We start from the raw sequence: 20,414 nt of genomic DNA, 5'->3' as shown, positions 1-20,414 counted from the left end.
CCGATGCAGCCGCTGGACACCGTCAACCTCTGGGCCGACCGCCTGCGCGACCGCGCGCGCATGCGCAGCTTCGCCGGTTTCCTGTGGCGGCGCTTCATCGACGACCGCCTGTTCCAGGCCGCGGCCTCGCTGGCCTACACCACCATCTTCGCGCTGGTGCCGTTGGCGGTGGTGGTGTTCGGGGTGCTGTCGGCGTTCCCGGTGTTCGACAAGTGGAGCGACCAGCTTAGCGACTACATCTTCTCCAACTTCGTGCCGGCCGCGGCGCGTTCGGTGGAGTCCTACCTGCGGCAGTTCTCGGCCAGTGCCGGGCAACTGACCACCGCCGGCGTGATCGCGCTGGTGGTGTCGCTGCTGATCACCCTCAACAGCGTCGAGCAGACCTTCAACCAGATCTGGCGGGTGGTCTCGGCGCGGCCGCAGCTGACCCGCTTCCTGGTGTACTGGACGGTGCTGACCCTCGGTGCGCTGCTGGCCGCGGCGTCGCTGGCGGTGTCGGCGCGGTTCTTCGCGCTGCCGCTGTTCAAGACCAGCGAGGGCCGGCTGCTGGCGCAGGTGGTGCTGAGCGTGGCGCCGGTGCTGATCGAGTTCGTGTGCATCACCCTGGTGTACCGGGTGGTGCCACACCACACGGTCAAGCTGCGCCACGCCGTGCCGGGCGCGCTGCTGGCGGTGCTGCTGCTGGAACTGGTGAAGTGGGGGTTGAGCCTGTACCTGGGCAGCTTCCAGTCCTATCAGCGCATCTACGGCACGGTCGCGTTCGTGCCGATCTTCCTGCTGTGGATCTACCTGAGCTGGATCGCGATCCTGCTCGGCGCCTCGGTGTCGTCCTCGATCGCCGCCTTCCGCTACCAGCCGGCCTCGATGCGCCTGCCGGCCGGCTACGAGATCTACGGCCTGTTGCGCCTGCTCGGCCGCTTCGCGCAGGCGCGCCGGCAGGGCAAGGGGCTGCAGGAGGATCGGATCCTGGAACTGGAGCCGATGCTGACCGACTCGCTGGTGCAGGAACTGCTGTGCGAGCTGGAACGCAGCCGCCTGCTCAGCCGCACCGAGCAGGGCGACTGGATGCTGGCCCGCGACCTGGGCGATGTGCCGGTGGCCGAGTTGTACGAAAATTGCCAGTTGCGCATCCCCGTCGTCGAAAGCTATCTGCCGTGCCGCGACGACGCCCTGGGACAGGCGGCGTGCCGCGCGCTGGACGAACTGCGCCTGCCGCTGCGCGACGTGCTCAAGCGTCGTGTCGGCGACCTCTACACCGAGATCGGAGACCTTGCATGACCGCCATGCGCCTGCTGTTCCCGCTGTTCGCCGCCGCCGCGTTGCTGGCCGGCTGCGACCGCCAGCCCACGCCCAAGCCGGCCGACGGCGCCGCGACCACCGCGCCGTCCGCCGCGCCCAAGGCGCCGGCAGCACCGGAAGCGCCCGCCGCGCCGGCGGCAGGACCGTCCGTGGTGCAGGAAACCCGTCCCGAGCCGACCCTGAAGATGAAGGCGGTGGACGGACGCGAGTACGACCTGGCCGCCCATCGCGGGCAGTGGGTGGTGGTGAATTTCTGGGCCACCTGGTGCGCGCCGTGCCTGAAGGAGATGCCGGAGCTGTCGGCCCTCCACGTGATGCGCGACAACATCGAGGTGGTGGGCCTGGCCTACGAGGACATCGAGCCGGCGGAGATGCAGGCCTTTCTGAAGCAGCATCCGGTGGCCTACCCGATCGTCATCGTCGACACCTACGCGCCGCCGGCCGATTTCGCCACCCCGCGCGGTCTGCCGATGACCTACCTGATCGCGCCCGACGGCAAGGTCGCCAAGCAGTTCCTGGGGCCGGTCACCGCCCACGACATCGAAACCGCGATCGCCGCCGCCGGCGGTCCGGCGCCGGGGCAGGGCAAGGCGAAGGCGGCGGGCTGAGGCTATCGATGGCCTGGGTGGCGCGGCCGCCGCCCGGGATTGGGGATTCGGGATTGGGGATGCGCGCTTCCGTGCGTGCGCATGGTGTGGCCGTCCGATCGCCGCCGAGTCGCTGTAGGAGCGGCTTCAGCCGCGACCCGGAAAACTGGCCGGTAGTGGCGCCGTGGGGGAGCCCGCACCTCAAACCGATACGTCGGAAGCCCAGTGCTTTCCTTGTGGGAGGGACTTCAGTCCCGACGCCTTGGGCGACGAGAGGCTTGGATGGTTTCGCCCGTCACGGCTGAAGCCGCTGCTACAGGAGGCAGCAGGCGCCTGCTTTGCACTCCGTGGCCGGGAACCAGCGTAGGAGCGGCTTCAGCCGCGACCTGTTCCCACCGAAGCGGTTAATCGCGCGGCCCAGCAACGTGCATTCGGACGACGACTGCACGCCGCACGCTCACCCAATCCCCGCTCCCTAATCCCCACTCCCGACCCCATACGAGGGAATCGGCTGCAGCAGCCCGAACTTTTCCTTGTGCAGCTTGTGCTTCAGCGGCGGCAGCTCCAGGTCCGGTTCGTGCAGGCGGGTTTCCGGCAACTGGTCGAGCAGGTGCCGGATCAGGGTCAGGCGGCCGCGCTTCTGGTCGTTGAAATCGACCAGGGTCCACGGCGCGTCGTCGCGGTGGGTGGCTTCCAGCATCGCTTCGCGGGCGCGGGTGTAGTCGGCGTACTGGCTGCGCGACTTCAGGTCCACCGGCGACAGTTTCCAGCCCTTCAACGGGTCGTGCAGGCGCTCGGCGAAGCGCTTTTCCTGCTGCGCCTGGTCCACGCACAGCCAGTACTTGAACAGGCGGATGCCGTCGTCCACCAGCAGCCGCTCGAACAACGGGGTCTGGCGCAGGAAGGCGTGGTACTCGGCATCGCTGCAGTAGCCCATGACCCGCTCCACGCCGGCGCGGTTGTACCAGCTGCGGTCCATCAGCACGATCTCGCCGGCGGCCGGCAGGTGCGCGATGTGGCGCTGGAAATACCACTGCGTGGCTTCGCGATCGGTCGGCTTGGGCAGGGCCACCACGCGGCATTGGCGTGGGTTGAGGTGTTCGGCGATGGCCTGGATCGCGCCGCCCTTGCCGGCGGTGTCGCGGCCTTCGAACAGCACCAGCACGCGCTCGCCGCTGTGCTGCACCGCCTGCGCCATCGCCATCAGCTCCAGCTGCAGCGGTTGCATCAGGGCCTTGTACTGCTTGCGCTCGAGGTGACTCATTTGCTGCTCCGCTTGCGGGTGCCGGTGCCGGCCATGCTGCGCGCCACTTCCAGCAGTGCGCCCTGCTGGCGGGCATCGAGGGCGCGGTAGGCCTGCAGTAGGTCGTGTTCGCCGCGGGTGCGGGCCGGGTCCAGTTGGCTGGCCAGTTCGCCGAGCAGCGCGCCGGCGGGGACGCCGAAGGTGCGCGCTAAGGCGGTGAGCTGGGCGCGTCCGGGCAGTTTTTCGCCGGCCATCCAGGCTTTGACCGTGGCCGCGCCGGCGCGCGGAATGGCCGCGGCGATGTCCGCGGCGCTCATGCCGCTGGCCTTGGCCAGCAGACGCAACGTGGTATCCAGGGGCATGCGCGAGTCCAGGTCATTCCTTCAGTCGCGGGCGCAGCGTCGCCAGATTGCAGGGGCGGGTGCGGGCATCCAGTTGCGCGGCGATGATCCGCTCCCAGGCGGTGCGGCAGGCCGAGGTGGAGCCGGGCAGGCAGAACAGGAAGGTGGCGTTGGCCAGGCCGGCGAAGGCGCGCGACTGCAGGGAGGAGGTGCCGATCTCCTCGACGCTGATCGCGCGGAACAGTTCGCCGAACCCGGGCATCTCCTTGTCCAGCAGCGGCAGCAGCGCCTCGGGCGTGGAGTCGCGGCCGGTGAAGCCGGTGCCGCCGGTGACCAGGATGCCGTCCACGGCGGGATCGGCGATCCAGGCCGAGACCGTGGCGCGCATCCGGTAGCGGTCGTCCGGCAACAGCGCCCGCGCATGCAGGCGGTGGCCGGCGCCGCCGAGCGCGGCGACCAAGTAGTCGCCGGAACTGTCCTGCTCGAGGGTCCGCGTGTCCGAGACGGTCAGCACGCACAGGTTCAAGGCGATGAAGTCGGCATTGGCGCTCATGCCGGCAGCCTAGCCGCTCGCCCGGCCGGCGTATAGCCTGCCGGCGCCACCGCTTCAGCCGCGGCTGCGTTGGGCAAGGGACGCCGTCGCGGACCGAGCCGGCACGTCGCGCAACGCGGGCTGCCGAGCGGAAATGCCTGAGCGGGGCGCCAAGGCCGGCAGTGTGATCAGCGGCCGCAAGCGGCGTGCCTGCAGACTGCGGTGGGACGCCGGCAGGCACGGCGCTCCGTCGATTCAGGCATGGGCATGGGCCGTGGTCGTTTCTTCACATGTCAGCGTCAAGGTGCGTGGCCGGAAGCGACATACGCTGGCGGCACGATCGGCGGCCAGCGGCAGGCGCTCGGGCTCGCGCTGCAGCGCGCGTCGCTGCGCGTCGGCGCCGTGCCACTCGGTGCATTCGAGCAGGGTGCGGCCGTCGTCGGACAGGTACAGATGTGCGGCGATCAACCCGCGCAGCGCATGCGCGCCGTCCTGCAGGGCGGCGAAGGCGGCATCGGCACGGCGCTGCGCCGATGCCGCATCGTGCGTCGGGACGCGCGTGATCACCACGCAGGACGCTCCCCGATGTGGATCGGACACGCCGCTGCGGATGCGCCGGTAGCGGCGCAGCGTCCGCCGTAGCGCCGGCAGGCGTGCGCGCAGCAGCCCATGCAGGTCCGGCGCCGCGTCGCAGCAGCAGCGTGCGGACAGCAGGTCGGGAGTGTCGCCCAGGGATTCCATCCAGGTCAGGGCCTGCAGGCGGTGGTCGCACAGGCCGCGCACGCAGTCGAGCAACGCGGTGCGGTCGGAGATGGGGGCCTCGGCGAGCAACATGCTGCGCGCTGGCGCTGGCGCTGGCGCGGGATGATGGGAGAGGGGGTGGGGGAACGATGGCGACATCGCGGAATCTGCACAGGGAGCGTGCGCGGAGTATCGGACCTCAAGTTCGCTTGAGGTCAAGCGTCAGGTGCCATCCGCCAGACGCAGGACGGAGATGCGCACGCTGCGTCCCGTACGCGCTGCCGGTGACGTGTCGGTGTGATCTGCCGCGATGCAGCGTCCCTCCTCGCCGGGTATGTCATGCGCGGCGGTCGAGGAATGCGATGCCAGAGCGCTTCGGACAGCCGATGGCGACCGGGAGTGCGTTCCAGTACCTCGCGCTGCTCGATGCATCCCGCGGCGCGCAGCGCCTGCGCAAGCGATCAGATCGAGGCTGCGCCTTGCCACCCGTGGCGGGCCGCGGTGTCACGCAGCAGCGCGGCGAAGTCGTCGGCGAAGCCTTGCATGTCGAACAGGCCGCTATCGGCGCGCCGCGCTTGCAGCTTTTCGCGCAACGCCCGCAGCGCCGCGGGATCGCGCCCCAGGCGCACCGCGGTGGCGACGAACGCCGCGTCGTCGGCGGCATTCATCTCGTCCAGGCCGAGATGATGGTTGAGGCTGCCGGCCACGCGGGCGGCGAAGGTGCTGCCGGGACAGGTCAACACCGGGCAGCCGGCCCACAAGGCATCGGAGGCGGTGGTGTGGGCGTTGTACGGATGCGTGTCCAGGAACAGGTCGGCGTGCCGGTAGCGCGCCAGATAGTCCGGATGCGCCAGCTTGGGCATGAAGCGCAGGCGTGTCGGTTCCACCCCGGCCGCTGCGGCGGCCGCACGCAGCCGGTCATCGGCCTGGCCCGGGCCGGACAGCAACCACAGCACGCTGTCCGGTACCTGGCGCAGCACCTCCAGCATCCGCGCCATGCTGCGTGGGCTGAGTTTGTAGCTGTTGTTGAAGCAGCAGAACACGGTGCCGTGTTCGGGCAGGCCGCAGTCGCGGCGCGCGGGCGGAATGCCGATGGGGCGGGTGTCGTCGGACGGCTGGAAGGCGCGCGGCAGCCGCAGCACCCGCTCGCTGTAGTGCGCGGCCAGTGTGGGCGGCAACGCGTAGGCATCGCCGACCACGTAGTCGATCCATGGCGCGCCGGAGGTGCCGGGGTAGGCCAGCCAGTTCAACTGCACCGGTGCCGGGCGCAGCGCCAGGACTTCCGGCGTGCCGCCACCGCCCCAGCCGCGCAGATCGAACAGCAGGTCGATGCCGGCATCGCGGATGCGCTGGGCGATCTGCCGGTGCGGCTGCCCGGCGACCGCGTGCCACGCGTGTGCGGCCGCCTGCAGGCGTGCGTGGAGCGCGCTGCGGTCGTCGCCGTTGAGCGCGAACAGGTGCACCTGCAGGTCGGCGTGCGCGCGCAGGCGCTCGAACAGGGCGACGGTCAGCAGGCCGGTGGGATGCGCGCCGAAGCCGTTGGACAGGAAGCCGATGCGCAACGCGCCATCGCGGCGCACCTGCGTGGCGGGCAGCGGCGCGACGGTGCGCGCCAGCGCCTGGGCGCGGTTGCGCGCGCAGCGCAGTTGCTCGTCCGCGCCCGCGTCCTCGTTGAGGAAGGCGAACGGTTCGATCGCCGGGTGCCCTTGCCGCACCGCGCTGCGCACCTGCTGCGACAGCGCGTCCAGTTCGCGCCAGTCGCACAGCTTGCGCCGCCAGTTCAACAGGTAGGCGGCGATCGACGGTTCCTGCGGCAGCAGGGCGTGCGCATGCGCGTAGGCCTGCGCCGCGGCCTCGGCCTCGCCGCTGTCTTCCAGCGCGTGGCCCAGCCAGACCGCGATGCCCGGGTGCTGCGGCGCCTGCTGCAGCGCCTGGCGCAGGGCCTGCGTCGCCTCGGCATGGCGACCCTGGGTCCAGCGCACCCGGCCCAGCCGCGCCAGCGCTTCCGGATGCCCGGGGCGCAACTGCAATGCGCGCGCGGCGGCCTGTTCGCCGGCCGTCACCGCGCCGGCGCCGAGTTCGGCGTCGGCGAGCATCACCCAGGCCAGGAAATCCTGCGGATCGCGCCGCACCGCGGCCTGCAGTTGCAGGCGTTCGTCGGCGCCGCCGTTCATGCGGCCGTCGCGATCGCGGCCGATCGCGGGCGGCGTTCACTCACGGAGTCAGCGCCTTGACGTAGTGCTGCGCGCTCAGGTCCTGCTGCCAGCCGCAGGCGCGGTACAGGGCCTGCGCGGTGAGATTGTCCTGCGCCGTCTCCAGCACGATGCGCACGGCGCCGTCGTCCGCGGCATGGCGTTCGGCGGCGTGCAGCAGCGCCTGCGCCACGCCGTGGCGACGGTGCGCGGGCGCCACGTACAGATCGTTGAGGATCCACACCCGCGCCGCCCGCACCGAGGAGAAGGACGGGTACAACTGCACGAAGCCGGCGGCCTGTGCATCGCGCTCGGCCAGCAGCACCACCGACTCGGCGCGGGCCATGCGCGCGGCCAGGAAGGCGTGCGCGGTTGCCGCATCCGGCGCCTGCCCGTAGAACTGGCGATAGGCATCGAACAGCGTCGCCAGCGCCGGCAGGTCGTGCGTAGTAGCCTGGCGCACGCGCACGCTCATGGGCTGTCGCTCAGGCGCGCCAGCTCGTCGACCTGGTGCTCATGGCTGAGGCGCCCGATCAGCGCATCCAGGTCGCCCTCGATCACGTTCGGCAGGTCGTACAGGGTCAGGCCCTCGACGCGGTGGTCGGTGATGCGGCCCTGCGGGAAGTTGTAGGTGCGGATGCGCTGGCTGCGGTCGCCGCTGCCGACCTGCAGCTTGCGGTCCTGTGCCTCCGCCGCGGCCTGCTTGCTGCGCTCGGCCTCCAGCAGCTGCGCCTTGAGCCGCTTCAGCGCCTTGTCGCGGTTGGCATGCTGGCTGCGCTCGGTCTGGCATTCCACCACCACGCCGCTGGGCACGTGGGTGATGCGGATCGCCGACTCGGTCTTGTTGACGTGCTGGCCACCGGCGCCGGAGGAGCGGAAGGTGTCGATCTTCAGGTCGGCCGGGTTGATCGCGATCTCCTCCACGTCGTCGGCCTCGGGAATGATCGCCACCGTTGCCGCAGAAGTGTGGATGCGGCCCTGCGATTCGGTCGCCGGCACGCGCTGCACGCGGTGCGTGCCGGATTCGAATTTCAGCTTGGAATAGGCGCCGCGGCCGACGATGCGCGCCACGACTTCCTTGTAGCCGCCGTGCTCGCCGGGGCTGTCCGATTCCACTTCCACCTTCCAGCCCTGGCGTTCGGCGTAGCGCGCGTACATGCGGAACAGGTCGCCGGCGAAGATCGCCGCCTCGTCGCCGCCGGTGCCGGCGCGCACTTCCAGGAACAGGTTGCCGTCGTCGCGCGGATCGCGCGGCACCAGCAGCAGCGCCAGTTCCGCATCCAGCTCGGCCAGGCGCGCCTGCGCGGCGGCGATTTCCTCCTCGGCCAGCTCGCGCAGTTCCGGATCGGCGCGCATCGCCTCGGCCGAGGCCAGGTCGGCCTTGGCCGCCGCCTCGGCTGCCAGCGCGGCGGCGACCGGTTCCAGTTGCGCGAACTCGCGCGAGTAATCGCGGAAGCGCGTGTTGTCGCTCACCACCTCGGGGTCGGACAGCAGGCGTTCGAGTTCTTCGCGACGCTCGGCCAGCGCCTCCAGCTTACGGCGCAGGGTCGGTGTCATCGGTCTTCAGGATCGGATGGAAATAGCCCGGCTTCTCCGGGAACAGGCGCTCGGCGGCGCGCGCCAGCTCGGCGTCGCCGCGCAGCGCCGCCTCGCGCAGCGCCGCGGTGGGCGGATGCAGCAGGCGGTTGGTCAGGGTGTTGGCGAGGAACTCCAGCACCTCGTCGGCGGGCTTGCCGTGCGCCAGCTGCTGCCGCGCCTTGGCCAGCACGTCGTCGCGGGTGCTGTCGCCGTGCGCGCGCAGGCGCTTGAGCGGGGCCTGGCGGGTGCTGGCCTGCAGCGCTTCCATGTAGCGCACGACCTGCAGGTCGATGATCGCCTCGGCCGCCTCGGCGGCCTCGCGGCGGCCGCGGCGGTTGTCTTCGACCGCGCGCTCCAGGTCGTCGACGGTGTACAGGTAGGCGTCGGCCAGGTCGGCCACGCCGGCCTCGATGTCGCGCGGCACCGCCAGGTCGAACAGCAGCATCGGCTTGTGCTTGCGCGCGCGCAGCGCCTGTTCGACCTGCGCCCGCGTCACCACCGGCTCGCGCGCGGCGGTGGCCGAGAACACCACGTCGGCCTCGTGCAGGTGACGCTCCAGCTCGCTCAGCGGCAGCGCCACGCCGCCGTGGCGGCTGGCCAGCTCCTGCGCGTGGGCGAGGGTGCGGTTGGCGATCAGCAGGCGCCGCACGCGGCCCTCGCTGAGATGCTTGGCGGCCAGCTCGATGGTCTCGCCTGCGCCCACCAGCAGCACGGTGGATTCGCTGAGCCGGGCAAAGGAGCTCTGCGCCAGGCGCACCGCGGTGGAGGCGACCGAGACCGGATTGGCGCCGACCCGGGTGTCGGTGCGTGCGCGCTTGGCCACCGAGAAGGTCTGCTGGAACAGCCGGTCCAGGCGGCTGCCCATCGCCCCGTGCTCGCGCGCCAGCGACCAGGCGTCCTTCACCTGGCCGAGGATCTGCGGCTCGCCCAGCACCATCGAGTCCAGCCCGGTGGCGACGCGGAACAGGTGCCGCACCGCGTCCGCGTCCTGGTGTTGGTACAGGTAGCCGTGCAGGCCGGCGGCGTGCGAATCCAGCCAGGCGGCCAGGTGCTGCGCATCGCCGGCGATCGCGTACAGCTCGGTGCGGTTGCAGGTGGACAGCAGCGCCGCCTCGGCGACATCGGGCAGCGCGCGCAGCGATTGCAGCGCGCGCGGCAATGCGTCGCCGGCGAATGCCACCCGTTCGCGCAGGTCGACCGGCGCGGTATGGTGGTTCAATCCGAGCACCCACAACGTCATCTGTTCAGTTGCTTGCGATAAGCTGCTGGCCATTCAGGGCCCCATTTTACGGCCCGGCCGCTTCCGATGCCCGCACTGATTCGCATCCGTACCTTTCTGCTGCTGTCCGCAATCGCCGCCGTGGCCGCACCGGCCGCGGCCAAGGCGCCGAGCCCCGCCCAGGACGTGATGACGCCGGTGCTGGCCGGCGAGTTCGCCCTGCAGGCCGGGCAACTGGCCGATGCCTCGCGCTGGTACCTGCAGGCCGCCAACGACAGCCCCGGCGACGCCGGCCTGGCCGAGCGCGCTACCCGCATCGCAATGCTGGCCAACGACAGCGCCGCCGCCACCCAGGCCCTGGCGCTGTGGCGCCAGCGCGCCCCCGAGTCGCTGGCCATGCGCAGCGCCGAGGCTTCGCTGGCCCTGCGCAGCGGCAACCTGCGCCAGGCGCGCAGCCTGCTGGTGGCCTTGCTGCGCGACAAGGACCCGCGCGGCTGGCGTTTTGCCCTGATCGCCCTGGTCAGCGGCAACCGCGATCCGGAGGTGGCGGCCAAGGCCCTGGACCAGTTGCTCGACGCCAATGCCATCCCCGACCAGCTCGAAGCCTGGCAGGAGTTCGGACGCCTGGCGCTGCGCCTGGACCAGCCCAAGCTGGCCGAGCGCATCGTCGATCAGTTGGTCAAGCGCTTCCCACAGGAGCCGCGCGTGGCGCTGCTGCACGCCACGCAGCTGCAGCAGGCAGGCAAGACCGAGCAGGCGCGGGCGCTGCTGCAGGGCGTGGAGCCCAAGGTGTCGGGCGATCCGGAGCTGCGCACGGCGCTGGCGTATGCCTACGACGCCATCGGCGACACCGCCGCCGCGGCGCGGGTGCTGGCGCTGGGGCCGCAGACCACCCAGAACTACGGCCTGCGCGCCTCGATGCTGGCCAAGCTGCAGGACAACGCCGCCCTGACCGCGCTGTACGACGAACTGCGCAAGGGCGCCGACCGGCCCGATCCGGAGCGGCGCCTGCTGCTCGGCAAGATCGCCGAGTTCCTCAAGCGCAACCAGGAGGCGGTGGACTGGTACCGCGGCGTGCCGGGCGGTCCGCTGCGCAGCGAGGCGCGGCTGCGCGCCGCCGGTGCGCTGTACGCGCTCGGCCAGAAGGACGCGGCCTTCGCCGAGGCGCGCGCGCTGCAGGACGATGCCGAGGCCGACGATGCCGCGCGCCGTGACGCGTATGTGCTGGAGGCGGAACTGCGCCAGCGCAGCGGCGACGACGCCGGCGAACTGCAGGTGTTCGAGCGCGGCCTGGCCGCCTATCCGGACGACAACGCGCTGCTGTACGCGCGCGGGCTGTCGTGGGAGCGCCGCGATCGCATCGACCGCGCCGAGGCCGATCTGCGCAAGATCCTGGTCACCGAGCCGGAGAACGTGGCGGCGCTGAACGCGCTCGGCTACACCCTGGCCGATCGCACCAAGCGCTATCGCGAGGCGCTGCAGCTGATCGACCGCGCACGCACCGCCGATCCCGACAATGCCGCGATCATCGACAGCTACGGCTGGGTGCTGTATCGCCTGGGCAAGACCCAGGAAGCGCTGGTGCAGCTGCGCCGTGCCTGGAGCCTGGTGAAGGATCCGGAGATCGCCGCGCACATCGGCCAGGTGCTGTGGGAGCAGGGCAAGCGCGAGGAGGCCAACAAGTACTTCGACGAGGCGCGCAAGCTCGATCCGGACAACCGCGCGCTGCGCCGGGCCCTGGAACAGGTGGCACCGTGAGGGCTGGTCTGCGCACCGCCTGGGCGCTGGCCGCCGGGCTGCTGCTGGCCGGCTGCAGCGCGCTGCCGACCCGCATTCCGGCGCCGGTCGCCGTCGCCACGCCCGATGCCGCCGCGCAGCAGGCCGAAGCGGCGCGCGCGCAGTGGCTGCACGCGCACCCGGACTGGGCATTCCAGGGTCGGGTGGCGATCACCAAGGGGCGCAACGGCGGCAGCGGCCGCATCGACTGGACGCAGCGGCAACGGCAGTACGAAGTGCAGCTCAGCGCGCCGGTGACCCGGCAGAGCTGGCGCCTTATCGGCGACAGCCACTCCGAGGCCGGGCGCCTGGAGGGGCTGGAGGGCGGACCGCGCGACGGTGAGAACGCCGAACAGCTGCTGTTGGAGGCGACCGGCTGGGAGATCCCGGTCAACCTGTTGCCGGACTGGGTGCGCGGGCTGGTGGCGACCGACGCGCAGGAGCCGGAGCGGGTCGACTACGACGCGCAGGGGCGGCCGCACACGCTGCGGCAGATGGGCTGGGAGATCGAATTCCAGGACTGGTACGCGCCCAGCGACGGCCGTCCGGCCTTGCCGCGGCGCATCGAGGCGCGCAACGGCGACGCCAAGGTGCGCCTGCTGGTGGACGCCTGGAGCGTGCCTGCGCCATGAGCGGAGCCGTCGATGGCGGGGGCTGGTCGTCCTGGCCGGCCCCGGCGAAGCTGAACCTGTTCCTGCAGATCACCGGCCGCCGGCCGGACGGCTACCACCAGTTGCAGACCGTGTTCCGTCTGCTGGACTGGGGCGATACGGTGCATCTGCGGCCGCGCGCGGACGGCGTGGTGGCCCGGATCGGGCCCTCCGTGGCCGGCGTCGCCGAGGCCGACGACCTGCTGGTGCGTGCCGCGCGGCTGTTGCAAAAAACGGCGAACGTCGTGCAGGGTGTCGATATCCGCGTCGAAAAGCGCATTCCGGCAGGCGGTGGCTTCGGGGGTGGCTCGTCCGATGCGGCGACCGCGCTGGTGGCGCTGAATGCGTTGTGGGGCGCCGGACTGGACGAGGAAGCCCTGGCTGGCCTCGGCCTGTCGCTGGGCGCGGACGTGCCGGTGTTCGTGCGCGGGCGCGACGCCTGGGCCGAAGGCGTGGGCGAGCAATTGACCCCGCTCGCGCTGCCGCCGGCCTGGTATGTGCTGGCCGATCCGGGCGTGCACGTGCCCACCGCGGCGCTGTTCCAGTCCCCGGATTTGACGCGGGATGCTGCGCCCGCGAAAATAGCGGACTTCGTTTCAGGTTTCCTGCTCGGCAATGCGTTCGAGCCGGTCCTGCTTCGCCACGAACCGGCCGTCCAGGCCACGTTCCAGGCGCTTGCGCGGATCGGCACGCCACGCCTGACCGGGTCGGGGAGCGGGTGTTTCGTCGAGTTCGCCGATCGCGCTGCCGCCGTGCGCGCGCTGGCGCACTTGCCGGATGGGATGCGTGCCTGGGTGGCAGGCGGCGTCCCGCGTTCGCCGCTGCTCGACGCGCTGGAGGCTTGAACAGGTTTACGCAGGGGCGTCGCCAAGAGGCCCAAGGCACCAGGTTTTGATCCTGGCATTCGTAGGTTCGAATCCTACCGCCCCTGCCATTTAGGTATGCAGATCCCTCTGCAAAAGCCCGCACTTCCATGTGCGGGGATTCAACGGGAAAAGCATCGCTTCTCCTCGCTTTCCGATTCACCCTCTTTTCGTCGCCACACGCTCTTCGCAGCCACCCGAGAGACCCCTCATGCAAGACCAACGCAACCTGCTGGTGTTCTCCGGCAACGCCAACAAGCCCCTGGCCAAAAGCATCTGCCGCGAGCTGGGCGTACGCCCAGGCAAGGCGATGGTCTCCAGCTTCTCAGACGGCGAAGTGCAGGTGGAGATCGAGGAGAACGTGCGCCGGCAGGAAGTGTTCGTGATCCAGCCGACCTGCGCGCCCAGCGCAGAGAACCTGATGGAACTGCTGGTGATCATCGACGCGCTCAAGCGCGCCAGCGCCGCCAGCGTCACCGCGGTGGTGCCGTATTTCGGCTATTCGCGGCAGGACCGGCGCATGCGTTCCTCGCGCGTGCCGATCACCGCCAAGGTCGCGGCCAAGATGTTCAGCGCGGTCAACACCGACCGGGTGCTGACCGTCGACCTGCACGCCGACCAGATCCAGGGCTTCTTCGACATCCCGGTCGACAACGTCTACGCCTCGCCGCTGCTGCTGGCCGACATCTGGCGCGCCTACGGCACCGACAACCTGATCGTGGTCTCGCCGGACGTGGGCGGCGTGGTGCGCGCCCGTGCCGTGGCCAAGCGCCTGGACGACGCGGACCTGGCGATCATCGACAAGCGCCGCCCGCGCGCCAACGTGTCCACGGTGATGAACATCATCGGCGACGTCGAGGGCAAGACCTGCGTGCTGGTCGACGACATCGTCGACACCGCCGGCACCCTCTGCGCGGCCGCGGCCGCGCTGAAGGAGCGCGGCGCCCTGAAGGTCGCGGCGTACTGCACGCACGCGGTGCTGTCCGGCCCGGCGGTGAGCAACATCAGCAATTCGCAGCTGGACGAACTGGTGGTCACCGACACGATTCCGCTGTCGGAGGCCGCCCGCGCCTGCGGCAAGATCCGCCAGCTCAGCGTCGCCGAGCTGCTGGCCGAAACCATCCGCCGCATCGCCTTCGGCGAGTCGGTGAGCTCGTTGTACGTCGATTAAAGGCTGGGAATGGGGGATCGGGAATAGGGAATGGGTGGAGCGCGACATCGCGCTGTTGCGATTCCCCATTCCCGGTTCCCCACTCCCGGCTTCACAGACTCTTCTGGTCGCGGAAGAGTCCTTCAAACCGCCGCGAGGCGGTTCATTCAACCAAGGTAGTAAACGCAAATGGCAACCACGCATGAAATCAAGGTGCAGCGCCGCGAAGTCGAGGGCAAGGGTGCGAGCCGCCGCCTCCGTCGCGACGGCCTGATCCCGGCGATCGTCTACGGTGGCGATCTGAAGCCGGTCAACATCCAGCTCGACCACAACGAAGTCTGGCTGGCTAGCCAGAACGACTGGTTCTATTCGTCCATCCTCAGCCTGAGCCTGAACGGCGACGTGCAGAAGGTGCTGCTGCGCGATATGCAGCGTCACCCGTTCAAGCAGCTGATCATGCACATCGACTTCCAGCGCGTGAACGACAACGAGGCGCTGCACGCTTCGGTGCCGCTGCACTTCATCAACGAGGACGTGTCCCCGGCCGGCAAGTCGGCCGAAGTGGTCGTCACCCACGAGCTGAACGAAATCCAGGTGGTGTGCCTGCCGAAGGACCTGCCGGAGTTCGTCGAAGTCGACCTGGCCGCGCTGTCGGTCGGCGACGTGATCCACCTGTCCGACCTGAAGCTGCCGGCCGGCGTCGAGCTGCCGGAACTGAAGCTGGGCAAGGAGCACGACGTGGCGGTGGTCATCGCCAAGCACGGCCGTGTCGAGGAAGAGCCGGAAGCCACCGATGCGGCGGCTGCCGCCGAGCCGGCCAAGAAGGACGGCAAGTAATCGCCTGCGCGGCGCCCGGGCCTTCGGTCCGGGCGCTGCGGCGATGCATTGCGCATGACTGGTCTGCGTCTGATCGTCGGCCTGGGCAATCCCGGCGCCGAACACGCGAATACCCGGCACAACGCCGGGTTTCGTTTTGTCGACGCGTTGGCCGAGCGGGCCGGCGCGCGCTGGAGCGTGGACGCCAAGCTGTTCGGCGAGACCGCCAAGGTCGAGGTCGCGGGGCAGCCGGTGTGGCTGCTGAAGCCGGCCACCTTCATGAACCTCAGTGGCAAGTCGGTAACGGCTGCGTTGCGCTTCTGGAAGATCGAACCTGCGCAGGCGCTGCTGGCGCACGACGAACTGGACCTGGCGCCGGGCACGGCGCGGCTCAAGTTCGACGGCGGCCACGGCGGCCAGAACGGACTGCGCGATACCATCCGCCTGCTCGGGCATGCCGGCTTCCACCGCTTGCGCATCGGCATCGGCCATCCCGGCCACAAGGACAAGGTGGTGCCATGGGTGCTGGGGCGCGCCGGCAAGGACGACCAGGTCCTCATCGACCGCGCCATCGACGACGCCATCGCGGTGCTGCCGCTGGCCGTGCAGGGCGACTTCAACGAGGCGATGAAGCGGTTGCATACGCAGGGGAAATAGGGAATGGGGAATGGGGAATGGAAAGGCGGCTATGCTTTCCGATTCCCTATTCCCGATTCTCCATTCCCGGATTACACACATGGGCATCAAATGCGGCATCGTCGGCCTGCCCAACGTCGGCAAGTCGACCCTGTTCAATGCGCTGACCAAGGCGGGCATCGCCGCGGCGAATTTTCCGTTCTGCACCATCGAGCCGAACGTGGGCGTGGTGCCGGTGCCGGATCCGCGCCTGAACGCGCTGGCCGCGATCATCAATCCGCAGAAGGTCGTGCCGACCGCGGTCGAGTTCGTCGACATCGCCGGCCTGGTCGCCGGTGCGGCCAGCGGTGAGGGCCTGGGCAACAAGTTCCTGGCGCACATTCGCGAGGTCGATGCGATCACCCACGTGGTGCGCTGCTTCGAGCATGGCGACATCATCCACGTGAACAACAAGGTCGACCCGGTCTCCGACATCGAGACCATCGACACCGAACTGGCCCTGGCCGACCTGGACAGCGTGGAGAAGGCGCTCAATCGCGCCGAGCGTTCGGCCAAGGGCGGCGACAAGGACGCGGCCGCGCGCAAGCCGGTGCTGGCCAAGCTGCAGGCCGCGCTGGCCGAGGGCAAGGCTGGCCGCAACGCTGGCCTGGACGAGGAGGAGAAGGCGCTGGTGCGCGATCTGTTCCTGCTCACCCTCAAGCCGGTGATGTACATCGCCAACGTGCTGGAAGACGGCTTCGAGAACAATCCGCACCTGGACGCGGTGCGCGCGCATGCCGCGGCCGAGGGCGCCGAGGTGGTGCCGGTGTCGGCGGCGATCGAGGAAGAACTGTCGCAGCTGGACGACGCCGACCGCGACGCGTTCCTGGCCGACCTGGGCCTGAGCGAGCCGGGCCTGAACCGGGTGATCCGCGCCGGCTACACCCTGCTGGGGCTGCAGACCTATTTCACCGCCGGGGTGAAGGAAGTGCGCGCCTGGACGGTCAAGGCCGGGTCGACCGCGCCGCAGGCCGCGGCGGTGATCCACACCGACTTCGAAAAGGGCTTCATCCGCGCCGAAACCATCGCCTACGACGACTTCATCAAGTACAAGGGCGAGGCCGGTGCCAAGGAAGCCGGGCGCCTGCGCCTGGAAGGCAAGGAGTACCGCGTGCAGGAAGGCGATATCCTGCATTTCCGCTTCAACGTCTGATGCGTGCGCGTGTCCTGGCCGGGCGCGCGCGGGCAACGACGATTTCCTGCGACATCGCGTCAAAATACTGTTGACAAGGCGAGGATGTCAGGGAAGAATAGCGGGCTGTTTCACCCCTCTCTGATTTCGGCTTCGCAGCCGGGTTCGAGTGGGTAAGTTGGAGGGATACCCAAGCGGCCAACGGGGGCAGACTGTAAATCTGCTGGCTTACGCCTTCGGTGGTTCGAATCCACCTCCCTCCACCAGTTATTTTGTTGTGGCAGTGCGGCATCCCGTAGCGGGAGTAGTTCAACGGTAGAACCTCAGCCTTCCAAGCTGATGGTGCGGGTTCGATTCCCGTCTCCCGCTCCATTGAACGCGCTTGTGTCACAATAGAACAACGCTCACGTAGCTCAGTCGGTAGAGCACCTCCTTGGTAAGGAGGAGGTCGAAGGTTCGATTCCTTTCGTGAGCACCATATTCAGTCGTCAAATCTTTCTACGATCATCGAGAAGAAGCAGCCATGGCCAAGGGTAAGTTCGAGCGCACCAAGCCGCACGTCAACGTCGGCACCATCGGTCACGTCGACCACGGCAAGACCACGCTGACCGCGGCGCTGACCAAGATCGGCGCAGAGCGCTTCGGCGGCGAGTTCAAGGCGTACGACGCGATCGACGCGGCGCCGGAAGAGAAGGCGCGCGGCATCACGATCTCGACCGCCCACGTGGAATACGAATCCCCGACGCGCCACTACGCGCACGTGGATTGCCCGGGTCACGCGGACTACGTCAAGAACATGATCACCGGTGCGGCGCAGATGGACGGCGCGATCCTGGTGTGCTCGGCCGCTGACGGCCCGATGCCGCAGACCCGCGAGCACATCCTGCTGTCGCGTCAGGTCGGCGTGCCGCACATCGTGGTGTTCCTGAACAAGGCCGACATGGTCGACGACGCCGAGCTGCTCGAGCTGGTCGAGATGGAAGTGCGCGAGCTGCTGAGCAAGTACGACTTCCCGGGCGACGACACCCCGATCATCCACGGTTCGGCCCGTCTGGCGCTGGAAGGCGACCAGAGCGAGATCGGCGTGCCGGCGATCCTGAAGCTGGTGGACGCGTTGGACTCGTTCATCCCGGAGCCGCAGCGCGACGTGGACAAGCCGTTCCTGATGCCGGTGGAAGACGTGTTCTCGATCTCGGGCCGCGGCACCGTGGTGACCGGCCGTATCGAGCGCGGCGTGATCAAGGTGGGCGACGAAATCGAAATCGTCGGCATCCGTGCCACGCAGAAGACCACCGTGACCGGCGTGGAAATGTTCCGCAAGCTGCTGGACCAGGGCCAGGCGGGCGACAACGCGGGCCTGCTGCTGCGCGGCACCAAGCGTGACGACGTGGAGCGCGGCCAGGTGCTGTGCAAGCCGGGTTCGATCAAGCCGCACACCGACTTCGAAGCCGAAGTGTACGTGCTGTCGAAGGACGAGGGCGGCCGTCACACCCCGTTCTTCAAGGGCTACCGTCCGCAGTTCTACTTCCGCACCACCGACATCACCGGTGCGGTGCAGCTGCCGGAAGGCGTGGAAATGGTGATGCCGGGTGACAACGTCAAGATGGTGGTGACGCTGATCAACCCGGTGGCGATGGACGAAGGCCTGCGCTTCGCGATCCGCGAAGGCGGCCGTACCGTCGGCGCCGGCGTGGTGGCCAAGATCATCAAGTAATGCCCTCCGGCGGCGCAGGCCGCCGGGCTCGACGGCAGGACGGCGGCTTCGGTCGCCGGAATCCGACGAGGTGCAGGCGGCTCCGGCCGCCGGGTTCAGCGAAGGGCGGGCCGGAACCTTCGGTCCGCCTTCGCCGTCTCAGGGAAGTGCAGTCGTTCTTACTACACGCCAGTAGCTCAATTGGCAGAGCAGCGGTCTCCAAAACCGCAGGTTGGGGGTTCGAGTCCCTCCTGGCGTGCCAATCTGCCGCTCCCTATCCAGTGACCTCGGTCGCATAGCAGCAAGAGTCGGATGAACAGCAAGATCGAGCATTCCAAAGGCCCCGCCGCATCCTCCGGCGGCGATATCGTCAAGTACGTCATCGCTGCGCTGCTGGTGGTCGCCGGCCTGTTTGTCTGGTTCTGGTTCGGCGAGTCGAGCCGTGCTGCACAGTTGGGGAGCTGGTCCGGTCCGCTGCGCGCACTGGCGGTGATCGCGGGTCTGGTTGCCGGTGCCGCGGTGTTCCTGCTGACCGCCAAGGGCCGCGAAGGCCGCGAGTTCCTGTCCGAGTCCCGTTTCGAACTGCGCAAGGTGGTGTGGCCGACCCGTCAGGAAGCCATCCGCACCACCTGGGTGGTGATCGTGGTGGTGATCATTCTGAGTCTGTTGCTGGGCGGGTTCGATTTCCTGATCCAGAAGCTGATGCAGTGGTTCGTGAGCCGTTGAGGAGAGTGCAGCAGTGAAGCGTTGGTATGTCGTTCACGCCTATTCAGGCTTCGAGAAGTCCGTGGCGCAAGCGCTGCGCGACCGTATTGCGCGTGACGAGATGCAGGAGCGCTTCGGCGACGTGCTGGTGCCCACCGAGGAAGTGATCGAGATGCGCTCCGGCCAGAAGCGCCGTTCCGAGCGCAAGTTCTTCCCGGGCTACGTGCTGGTGCAGATCGAAACTCACGATGAAGGCGGCATTCCGCGCATCGACAACGAAAGCTGGCACCTGGTCAAGGAAACGCCGAAGGTGATGGGCTTCATCGGCGGCACCGCCGATCGCCCGCTGCCGATCCGCGACGAAGAGGCCGATGCGATCCTGCAGCGCGTTCAGGATGGCGTGGAGAAGCCGCGTCCCAAGGTGCTGTTCGAGCCGGGCCAGATGGTCCGCGTCACCGACGGCCCGTTCAACGACTTCAACGGCGTGGTTGAGGAAGTCAACTACGAGAAGAGCCGCCTGCGCGTGGCGGTGCTGATCTTCGGCCGCTCCACCCCGGTGGAACTGGAATTCGGCCAGGTCGAGAAGGCCTGAGCCCGCCCCGGCGCGGCTGCGCCGGGTGCCAAAATCTCTGCTATACTGCGCGGCTCCCTGTCCAGGCAAGCCGCCGGGCAGAACGGAAGCCGCCGCGAGGCGGCTTTCTGCGCACTTCAAAAACGTGATGGCGGGACACGTGATTTTCCCGTCGCGATGGGGAGCCTGCGGTTCAGGCGCTAGCACCCGGAGACACTAAAATGGCAAAGAAAGTCGTCGGTTACATCAAGCTGCAGGTGAAGGCCGGTCAGGCCAACCCCTCGCCGCCGGTCGGTCCTGCGCTGGGTCAGCGCGGTCTGAACATCATGGAATTCTGCAAGGCGTTCAACGCCGCCACGCAGAAGCTGGAGCCGGGCCTGCCGACTCCGGTCATCATCACGGCCTACTCGGACCGTACCTTCACCTTCGTCACCAAGAGCACCCCGGCCAGCGTGCTGCTGAAGAAGGCCGCGGGCGTCAGCTCCGGCTCCAAGCGCCCGAACACCGAGAAGGTGGGCAAGGTGACCCGCAAGCAGCTCGAAGAGATCGCCAAGGCGAAGGAAGCCGACCTGACGGCGGCGGAGCTGGAAGCGGCGGTACGCACGATTGCGGGTTCCGCCCGCAGCATGGGCCTGACGGTGGAGGGTTAAG

Annotated in this window: 21 protein-coding genes and 5 tRNA genes; 18 read left to right on the top strand and 8 right to left on the bottom strand. The window is 69.0% G+C overall.

The genetic code is table 11. The features are described from left to right. The first annotated feature begins 3 nt into the window (after positions 1 to 3). Both M3U25_RS15050 and M3U25_RS15045 read left to right on the top strand, forming a co-directional pair. Positions 4 to 1,278, top strand: coding sequence for a YihY family inner membrane protein (locus M3U25_RS15050; RefSeq protein WP_242160371.1), 1,275 nt, complete (start codon positions 4 to 6; stop codon positions 1,276 to 1,278). Between the two features lie 5 nt (positions 1,279 to 1,283). After that, a complete protein-coding gene (locus M3U25_RS15045) occupies positions 1,284 to 1,907 on the top strand; it encodes a TlpA disulfide reductase family protein (RefSeq protein ID WP_242160372.1) in 624 nt (207 codons plus the stop codon). Positions 1,908 to 2,361: 454 nt separating this feature from the next. Here the strand turns inward: M3U25_RS15045 and ppk2 are convergent, their stop codons facing one another. From ppk2 to hemA, 8 genes are all read right to left on the bottom strand, one after another. Further along, positions 2,362 to 3,150: a polyphosphate kinase 2 gene (gene ppk2 / locus M3U25_RS15040; protein WP_355500659.1), complete on the bottom strand. Its 789-nt coding sequence runs from the start codon at positions 3,148 to 3,150 to the stop codon at positions 2,362 to 2,364. After that, positions 3,147 to 3,491, bottom strand: a complete 345-nt coding sequence (locus M3U25_RS15035; protein WP_010341252.1) for a helix-turn-helix domain-containing protein — start codon at positions 3,489 to 3,491, stop codon at positions 3,147 to 3,149. Before M3U25_RS15035 ends, ppk2 begins: the two co-directional genes overlap by 4 nt. 13 nt (positions 3,492 to 3,504) lie before the next feature. Beyond that, on the bottom strand, positions 3,505 to 4,023 hold the full coding sequence (gene moaB / locus M3U25_RS15030; RefSeq protein ID WP_242160313.1) for a molybdenum cofactor biosynthesis protein B: 519 nt from the start codon (positions 4,021 to 4,023) through the stop codon (positions 3,505 to 3,507). A 234-nt stretch (positions 4,024 to 4,257) separates the two neighbouring features. After that, a complete protein-coding gene (locus tag M3U25_RS15025) occupies positions 4,258 to 4,836 on the bottom strand; it encodes a hypothetical protein (protein ID WP_355500664.1) in 579 nt (192 codons plus the stop codon). Between the two features lie 368 nt (positions 4,837 to 5,204). Further along, positions 5,205 to 6,917, bottom strand: a complete 1,713-nt coding sequence (locus tag M3U25_RS15020; RefSeq protein WP_355500667.1) for a tetratricopeptide repeat protein — start codon at positions 6,915 to 6,917, stop codon at positions 5,205 to 5,207. A 40-nt stretch (positions 6,918 to 6,957) separates the two neighbouring features. Further along, entirely contained in the window at positions 6,958 to 7,410 is a 453-nt protein-coding gene (locus M3U25_RS15015) for a GNAT family N-acetyltransferase (RefSeq protein WP_355500670.1), read from the bottom strand. After that, positions 7,407 to 8,492, bottom strand: a complete 1,086-nt coding sequence (gene prfA, locus M3U25_RS15010) for a peptide chain release factor 1 (RefSeq protein WP_010341257.1) — start codon at positions 8,490 to 8,492, stop codon at positions 7,407 to 7,409. Before prfA ends, M3U25_RS15015 begins: the two co-directional genes overlap by 4 nt. After that, positions 8,470 to 9,753 carry a glutamyl-tRNA reductase gene (gene hemA, locus M3U25_RS15005; protein ID WP_355500673.1) on the bottom strand — a complete coding sequence of 428 codons (1,284 nt, stop codon included), beginning with the start codon at positions 9,751 to 9,753 and terminating at the stop codon, positions 8,470 to 8,472. The genes prfA and hemA overlap by 23 nt, the downstream gene beginning before the upstream one ends. A gap of 66 nt (positions 9,754 to 9,819) precedes the next feature. Between hemA and M3U25_RS15000 the strand changes: the two genes are divergently transcribed. From M3U25_RS15000 to rplK, 16 genes are all read left to right on the top strand, one after another. Further along, positions 9,820 to 11,490, top strand: a complete 1,671-nt coding sequence (locus tag M3U25_RS15000; RefSeq protein ID WP_184502338.1) for a tetratricopeptide repeat protein — start codon at positions 9,820 to 9,822, stop codon at positions 11,488 to 11,490. Next, positions 11,487 to 12,140, top strand: coding sequence for a lipoprotein insertase outer membrane protein LolB (gene lolB, locus M3U25_RS14995; RefSeq protein ID WP_311195507.1), 654 nt, complete (start codon positions 11,487 to 11,489; stop codon positions 12,138 to 12,140). The genes M3U25_RS15000 and lolB overlap by 4 nt, the downstream gene beginning before the upstream one ends. Continuing rightward, a complete protein-coding gene (gene ispE / locus M3U25_RS14990; protein ID WP_242160317.1) occupies positions 12,137 to 13,003 on the top strand; it encodes a 4-(cytidine 5'-diphospho)-2-C-methyl-D-erythritol kinase in 867 nt (288 codons plus the stop codon). The genes lolB and ispE overlap by 4 nt, the downstream gene beginning before the upstream one ends. Positions 13,004 to 13,015: 12 nt before the next feature. Continuing rightward, positions 13,016 to 13,092, top strand: a tRNA-Gln gene (locus tag M3U25_RS14985). Positions 13,093 to 13,232: 140 nt separating this feature from the next. Continuing rightward, a complete protein-coding gene (locus M3U25_RS14980; protein ID WP_184502335.1) occupies positions 13,233 to 14,192 on the top strand; it encodes a ribose-phosphate diphosphokinase in 960 nt (319 codons plus the stop codon). Between the two features lie 168 nt (positions 14,193 to 14,360). Then, the gene (locus M3U25_RS14975; protein ID WP_017907366.1) at positions 14,361 to 15,008 is read left to right on the top strand and encodes a 50S ribosomal protein L25/general stress protein Ctc; all 648 of its coding nucleotides are present in this window, start codon (positions 14,361 to 14,363) and stop codon (positions 15,006 to 15,008) included. A 54-nt stretch (positions 15,009 to 15,062) separates the two neighbouring features. Beyond that, positions 15,063 to 15,644: an aminoacyl-tRNA hydrolase gene (pth, locus tag M3U25_RS14970; RefSeq protein WP_355500680.1), complete on the top strand. Its 582-nt coding sequence runs from the start codon at positions 15,063 to 15,065 to the stop codon at positions 15,642 to 15,644. Positions 15,645 to 15,723: 79 nt separating this feature from the next. Continuing rightward, positions 15,724 to 16,815, top strand: a complete 1,092-nt coding sequence (gene ychF, locus M3U25_RS14965) for a redox-regulated ATPase YchF (protein WP_010341267.1) — start codon at positions 15,724 to 15,726, stop codon at positions 16,813 to 16,815. A 159-nt stretch (positions 16,816 to 16,974) separates the two neighbouring features. Next, positions 16,975 to 17,060, top strand: a tRNA-Tyr gene (locus M3U25_RS14960). 32 nt (positions 17,061 to 17,092) lie between these two features. Further along, positions 17,093 to 17,166 (top strand) — tRNA-Gly (locus M3U25_RS14955). A gap of 30 nt (positions 17,167 to 17,196) precedes the next feature. Beyond that, positions 17,197 to 17,272, top strand: a tRNA-Thr gene (locus M3U25_RS14950). Between the two features lie 45 nt (positions 17,273 to 17,317). Then, entirely contained in the window at positions 17,318 to 18,508 is a 1,191-nt protein-coding gene (tuf, locus tag M3U25_RS14945; protein ID WP_242081676.1) for an elongation factor Tu, read from the top strand. A gap of 165 nt (positions 18,509 to 18,673) precedes the next feature. Further along, positions 18,674 to 18,749 (top strand) — tRNA-Trp (locus M3U25_RS14940). A gap of 50 nt (positions 18,750 to 18,799) precedes the next feature. Continuing rightward, entirely contained in the window at positions 18,800 to 19,213 is a 414-nt protein-coding gene (secE, locus tag M3U25_RS14935; RefSeq protein WP_019796555.1) for a preprotein translocase subunit SecE, read from the top strand. Between the two features lie 13 nt (positions 19,214 to 19,226). Next, positions 19,227 to 19,784, top strand: a complete 558-nt coding sequence (nusG, locus tag M3U25_RS14930; protein WP_010341344.1) for a transcription termination/antitermination protein NusG — start codon at positions 19,227 to 19,229, stop codon at positions 19,782 to 19,784. Positions 19,785 to 19,984: 200 nt separating this feature from the next. Beyond that, positions 19,985 to 20,413, top strand: a complete 429-nt coding sequence (gene rplK / locus M3U25_RS14925) for a 50S ribosomal protein L11 (protein WP_010341342.1) — start codon at positions 19,985 to 19,987, stop codon at positions 20,411 to 20,413. Position 20,414 lies beyond the last annotated feature (1 nt).

Origin of the sequence: Xanthomonas sp. PPL134 (assembly GCF_040595915.1) — a bacterium.
In the GTDB taxonomy this organism is placed as follows: domain Bacteria; phylum Pseudomonadota; class Gammaproteobacteria; order Xanthomonadales; family Xanthomonadaceae; genus Xanthomonas_A; species Xanthomonas_A indica.
The sequence above is the reverse complement of the archived record's forward strand: the minus strand, read 5'-3'. Positions and strand labels throughout refer to the sequence as shown.

Excerpts from the sequence above, each read along its gene's own strand:
- M3U25_RS15050 (WP_242160371.1), top strand. The coding sequence starts at position 4 with ATGCAGCCGCTGGACACCGTCAACCTCTGGGCCGACCGCCTGCGCGAC.
- M3U25_RS15045 (WP_242160372.1), top strand. The coding sequence starts at position 1,284 with ATGCGCCTGCTGTTCCCGCTGTTCGCCGCCGCCGCGTTGCTGGCCGGC.
- ppk2 (WP_355500659.1), bottom strand. The coding sequence starts at position 3,150 with ATGAGTCACCTCGAGCGCAAGCAGTACAAGGCCCTGATGCAACCGCTG.
- M3U25_RS15035 (WP_010341252.1), bottom strand. The coding sequence starts at position 3,491 with ATGCCCCTGGATACCACGTTGCGTCTGCTGGCCAAGGCCAGCGGCATG.
- moaB (WP_242160313.1), bottom strand. The coding sequence starts at position 4,023 with ATGAGCGCCAATGCCGACTTCATCGCCTTGAACCTGTGCGTGCTGACC.
- M3U25_RS15025 (WP_355500664.1), bottom strand. The coding sequence starts at position 4,836 with ATGTTGCTCGCCGAGGCCCCCATCTCCGACCGCACCGCGTTGCTCGAC.
- M3U25_RS15020 (WP_355500667.1), bottom strand. The coding sequence starts at position 6,917 with ATGAACGGCGGCGCCGACGAACGCCTGCAACTGCAGGCCGCGGTGCGG.
- M3U25_RS15015 (WP_355500670.1), bottom strand. The coding sequence starts at position 7,410 with ATGAGCGTGCGCGTGCGCCAGGCTACTACGCACGACCTGCCGGCGCTG.
- prfA (WP_010341257.1), bottom strand. The coding sequence starts at position 8,492 with ATGACACCGACCCTGCGCCGTAAGCTGGAGGCGCTGGCCGAGCGTCGC.
- hemA (WP_355500673.1), bottom strand. The coding sequence starts at position 9,753 with ATGACGTTGTGGGTGCTCGGATTGAACCACCATACCGCGCCGGTCGAC.
- M3U25_RS15000 (WP_184502338.1), top strand. The coding sequence starts at position 9,820 with ATGCCCGCACTGATTCGCATCCGTACCTTTCTGCTGCTGTCCGCAATC.
- ispE (WP_242160317.1), top strand. The coding sequence starts at position 12,137 with ATGAGCGGAGCCGTCGATGGCGGGGGCTGGTCGTCCTGGCCGGCCCCG.
- M3U25_RS14980 (WP_184502335.1), top strand. The coding sequence starts at position 13,233 with ATGCAAGACCAACGCAACCTGCTGGTGTTCTCCGGCAACGCCAACAAG.
- M3U25_RS14975 (WP_017907366.1), top strand. The coding sequence starts at position 14,361 with ATGGCAACCACGCATGAAATCAAGGTGCAGCGCCGCGAAGTCGAGGGC.
- pth (WP_355500680.1), top strand. The coding sequence starts at position 15,063 with ATGACTGGTCTGCGTCTGATCGTCGGCCTGGGCAATCCCGGCGCCGAA.
- ychF (WP_010341267.1), top strand. The coding sequence starts at position 15,724 with ATGGGCATCAAATGCGGCATCGTCGGCCTGCCCAACGTCGGCAAGTCG.
- tuf (WP_242081676.1), top strand. The coding sequence starts at position 17,318 with ATGGCCAAGGGTAAGTTCGAGCGCACCAAGCCGCACGTCAACGTCGGC.
- secE (WP_019796555.1), top strand. The coding sequence starts at position 18,800 with ATGAACAGCAAGATCGAGCATTCCAAAGGCCCCGCCGCATCCTCCGGC.
- rplK (WP_010341342.1), top strand. The coding sequence starts at position 19,985 with ATGGCAAAGAAAGTCGTCGGTTACATCAAGCTGCAGGTGAAGGCCGGT.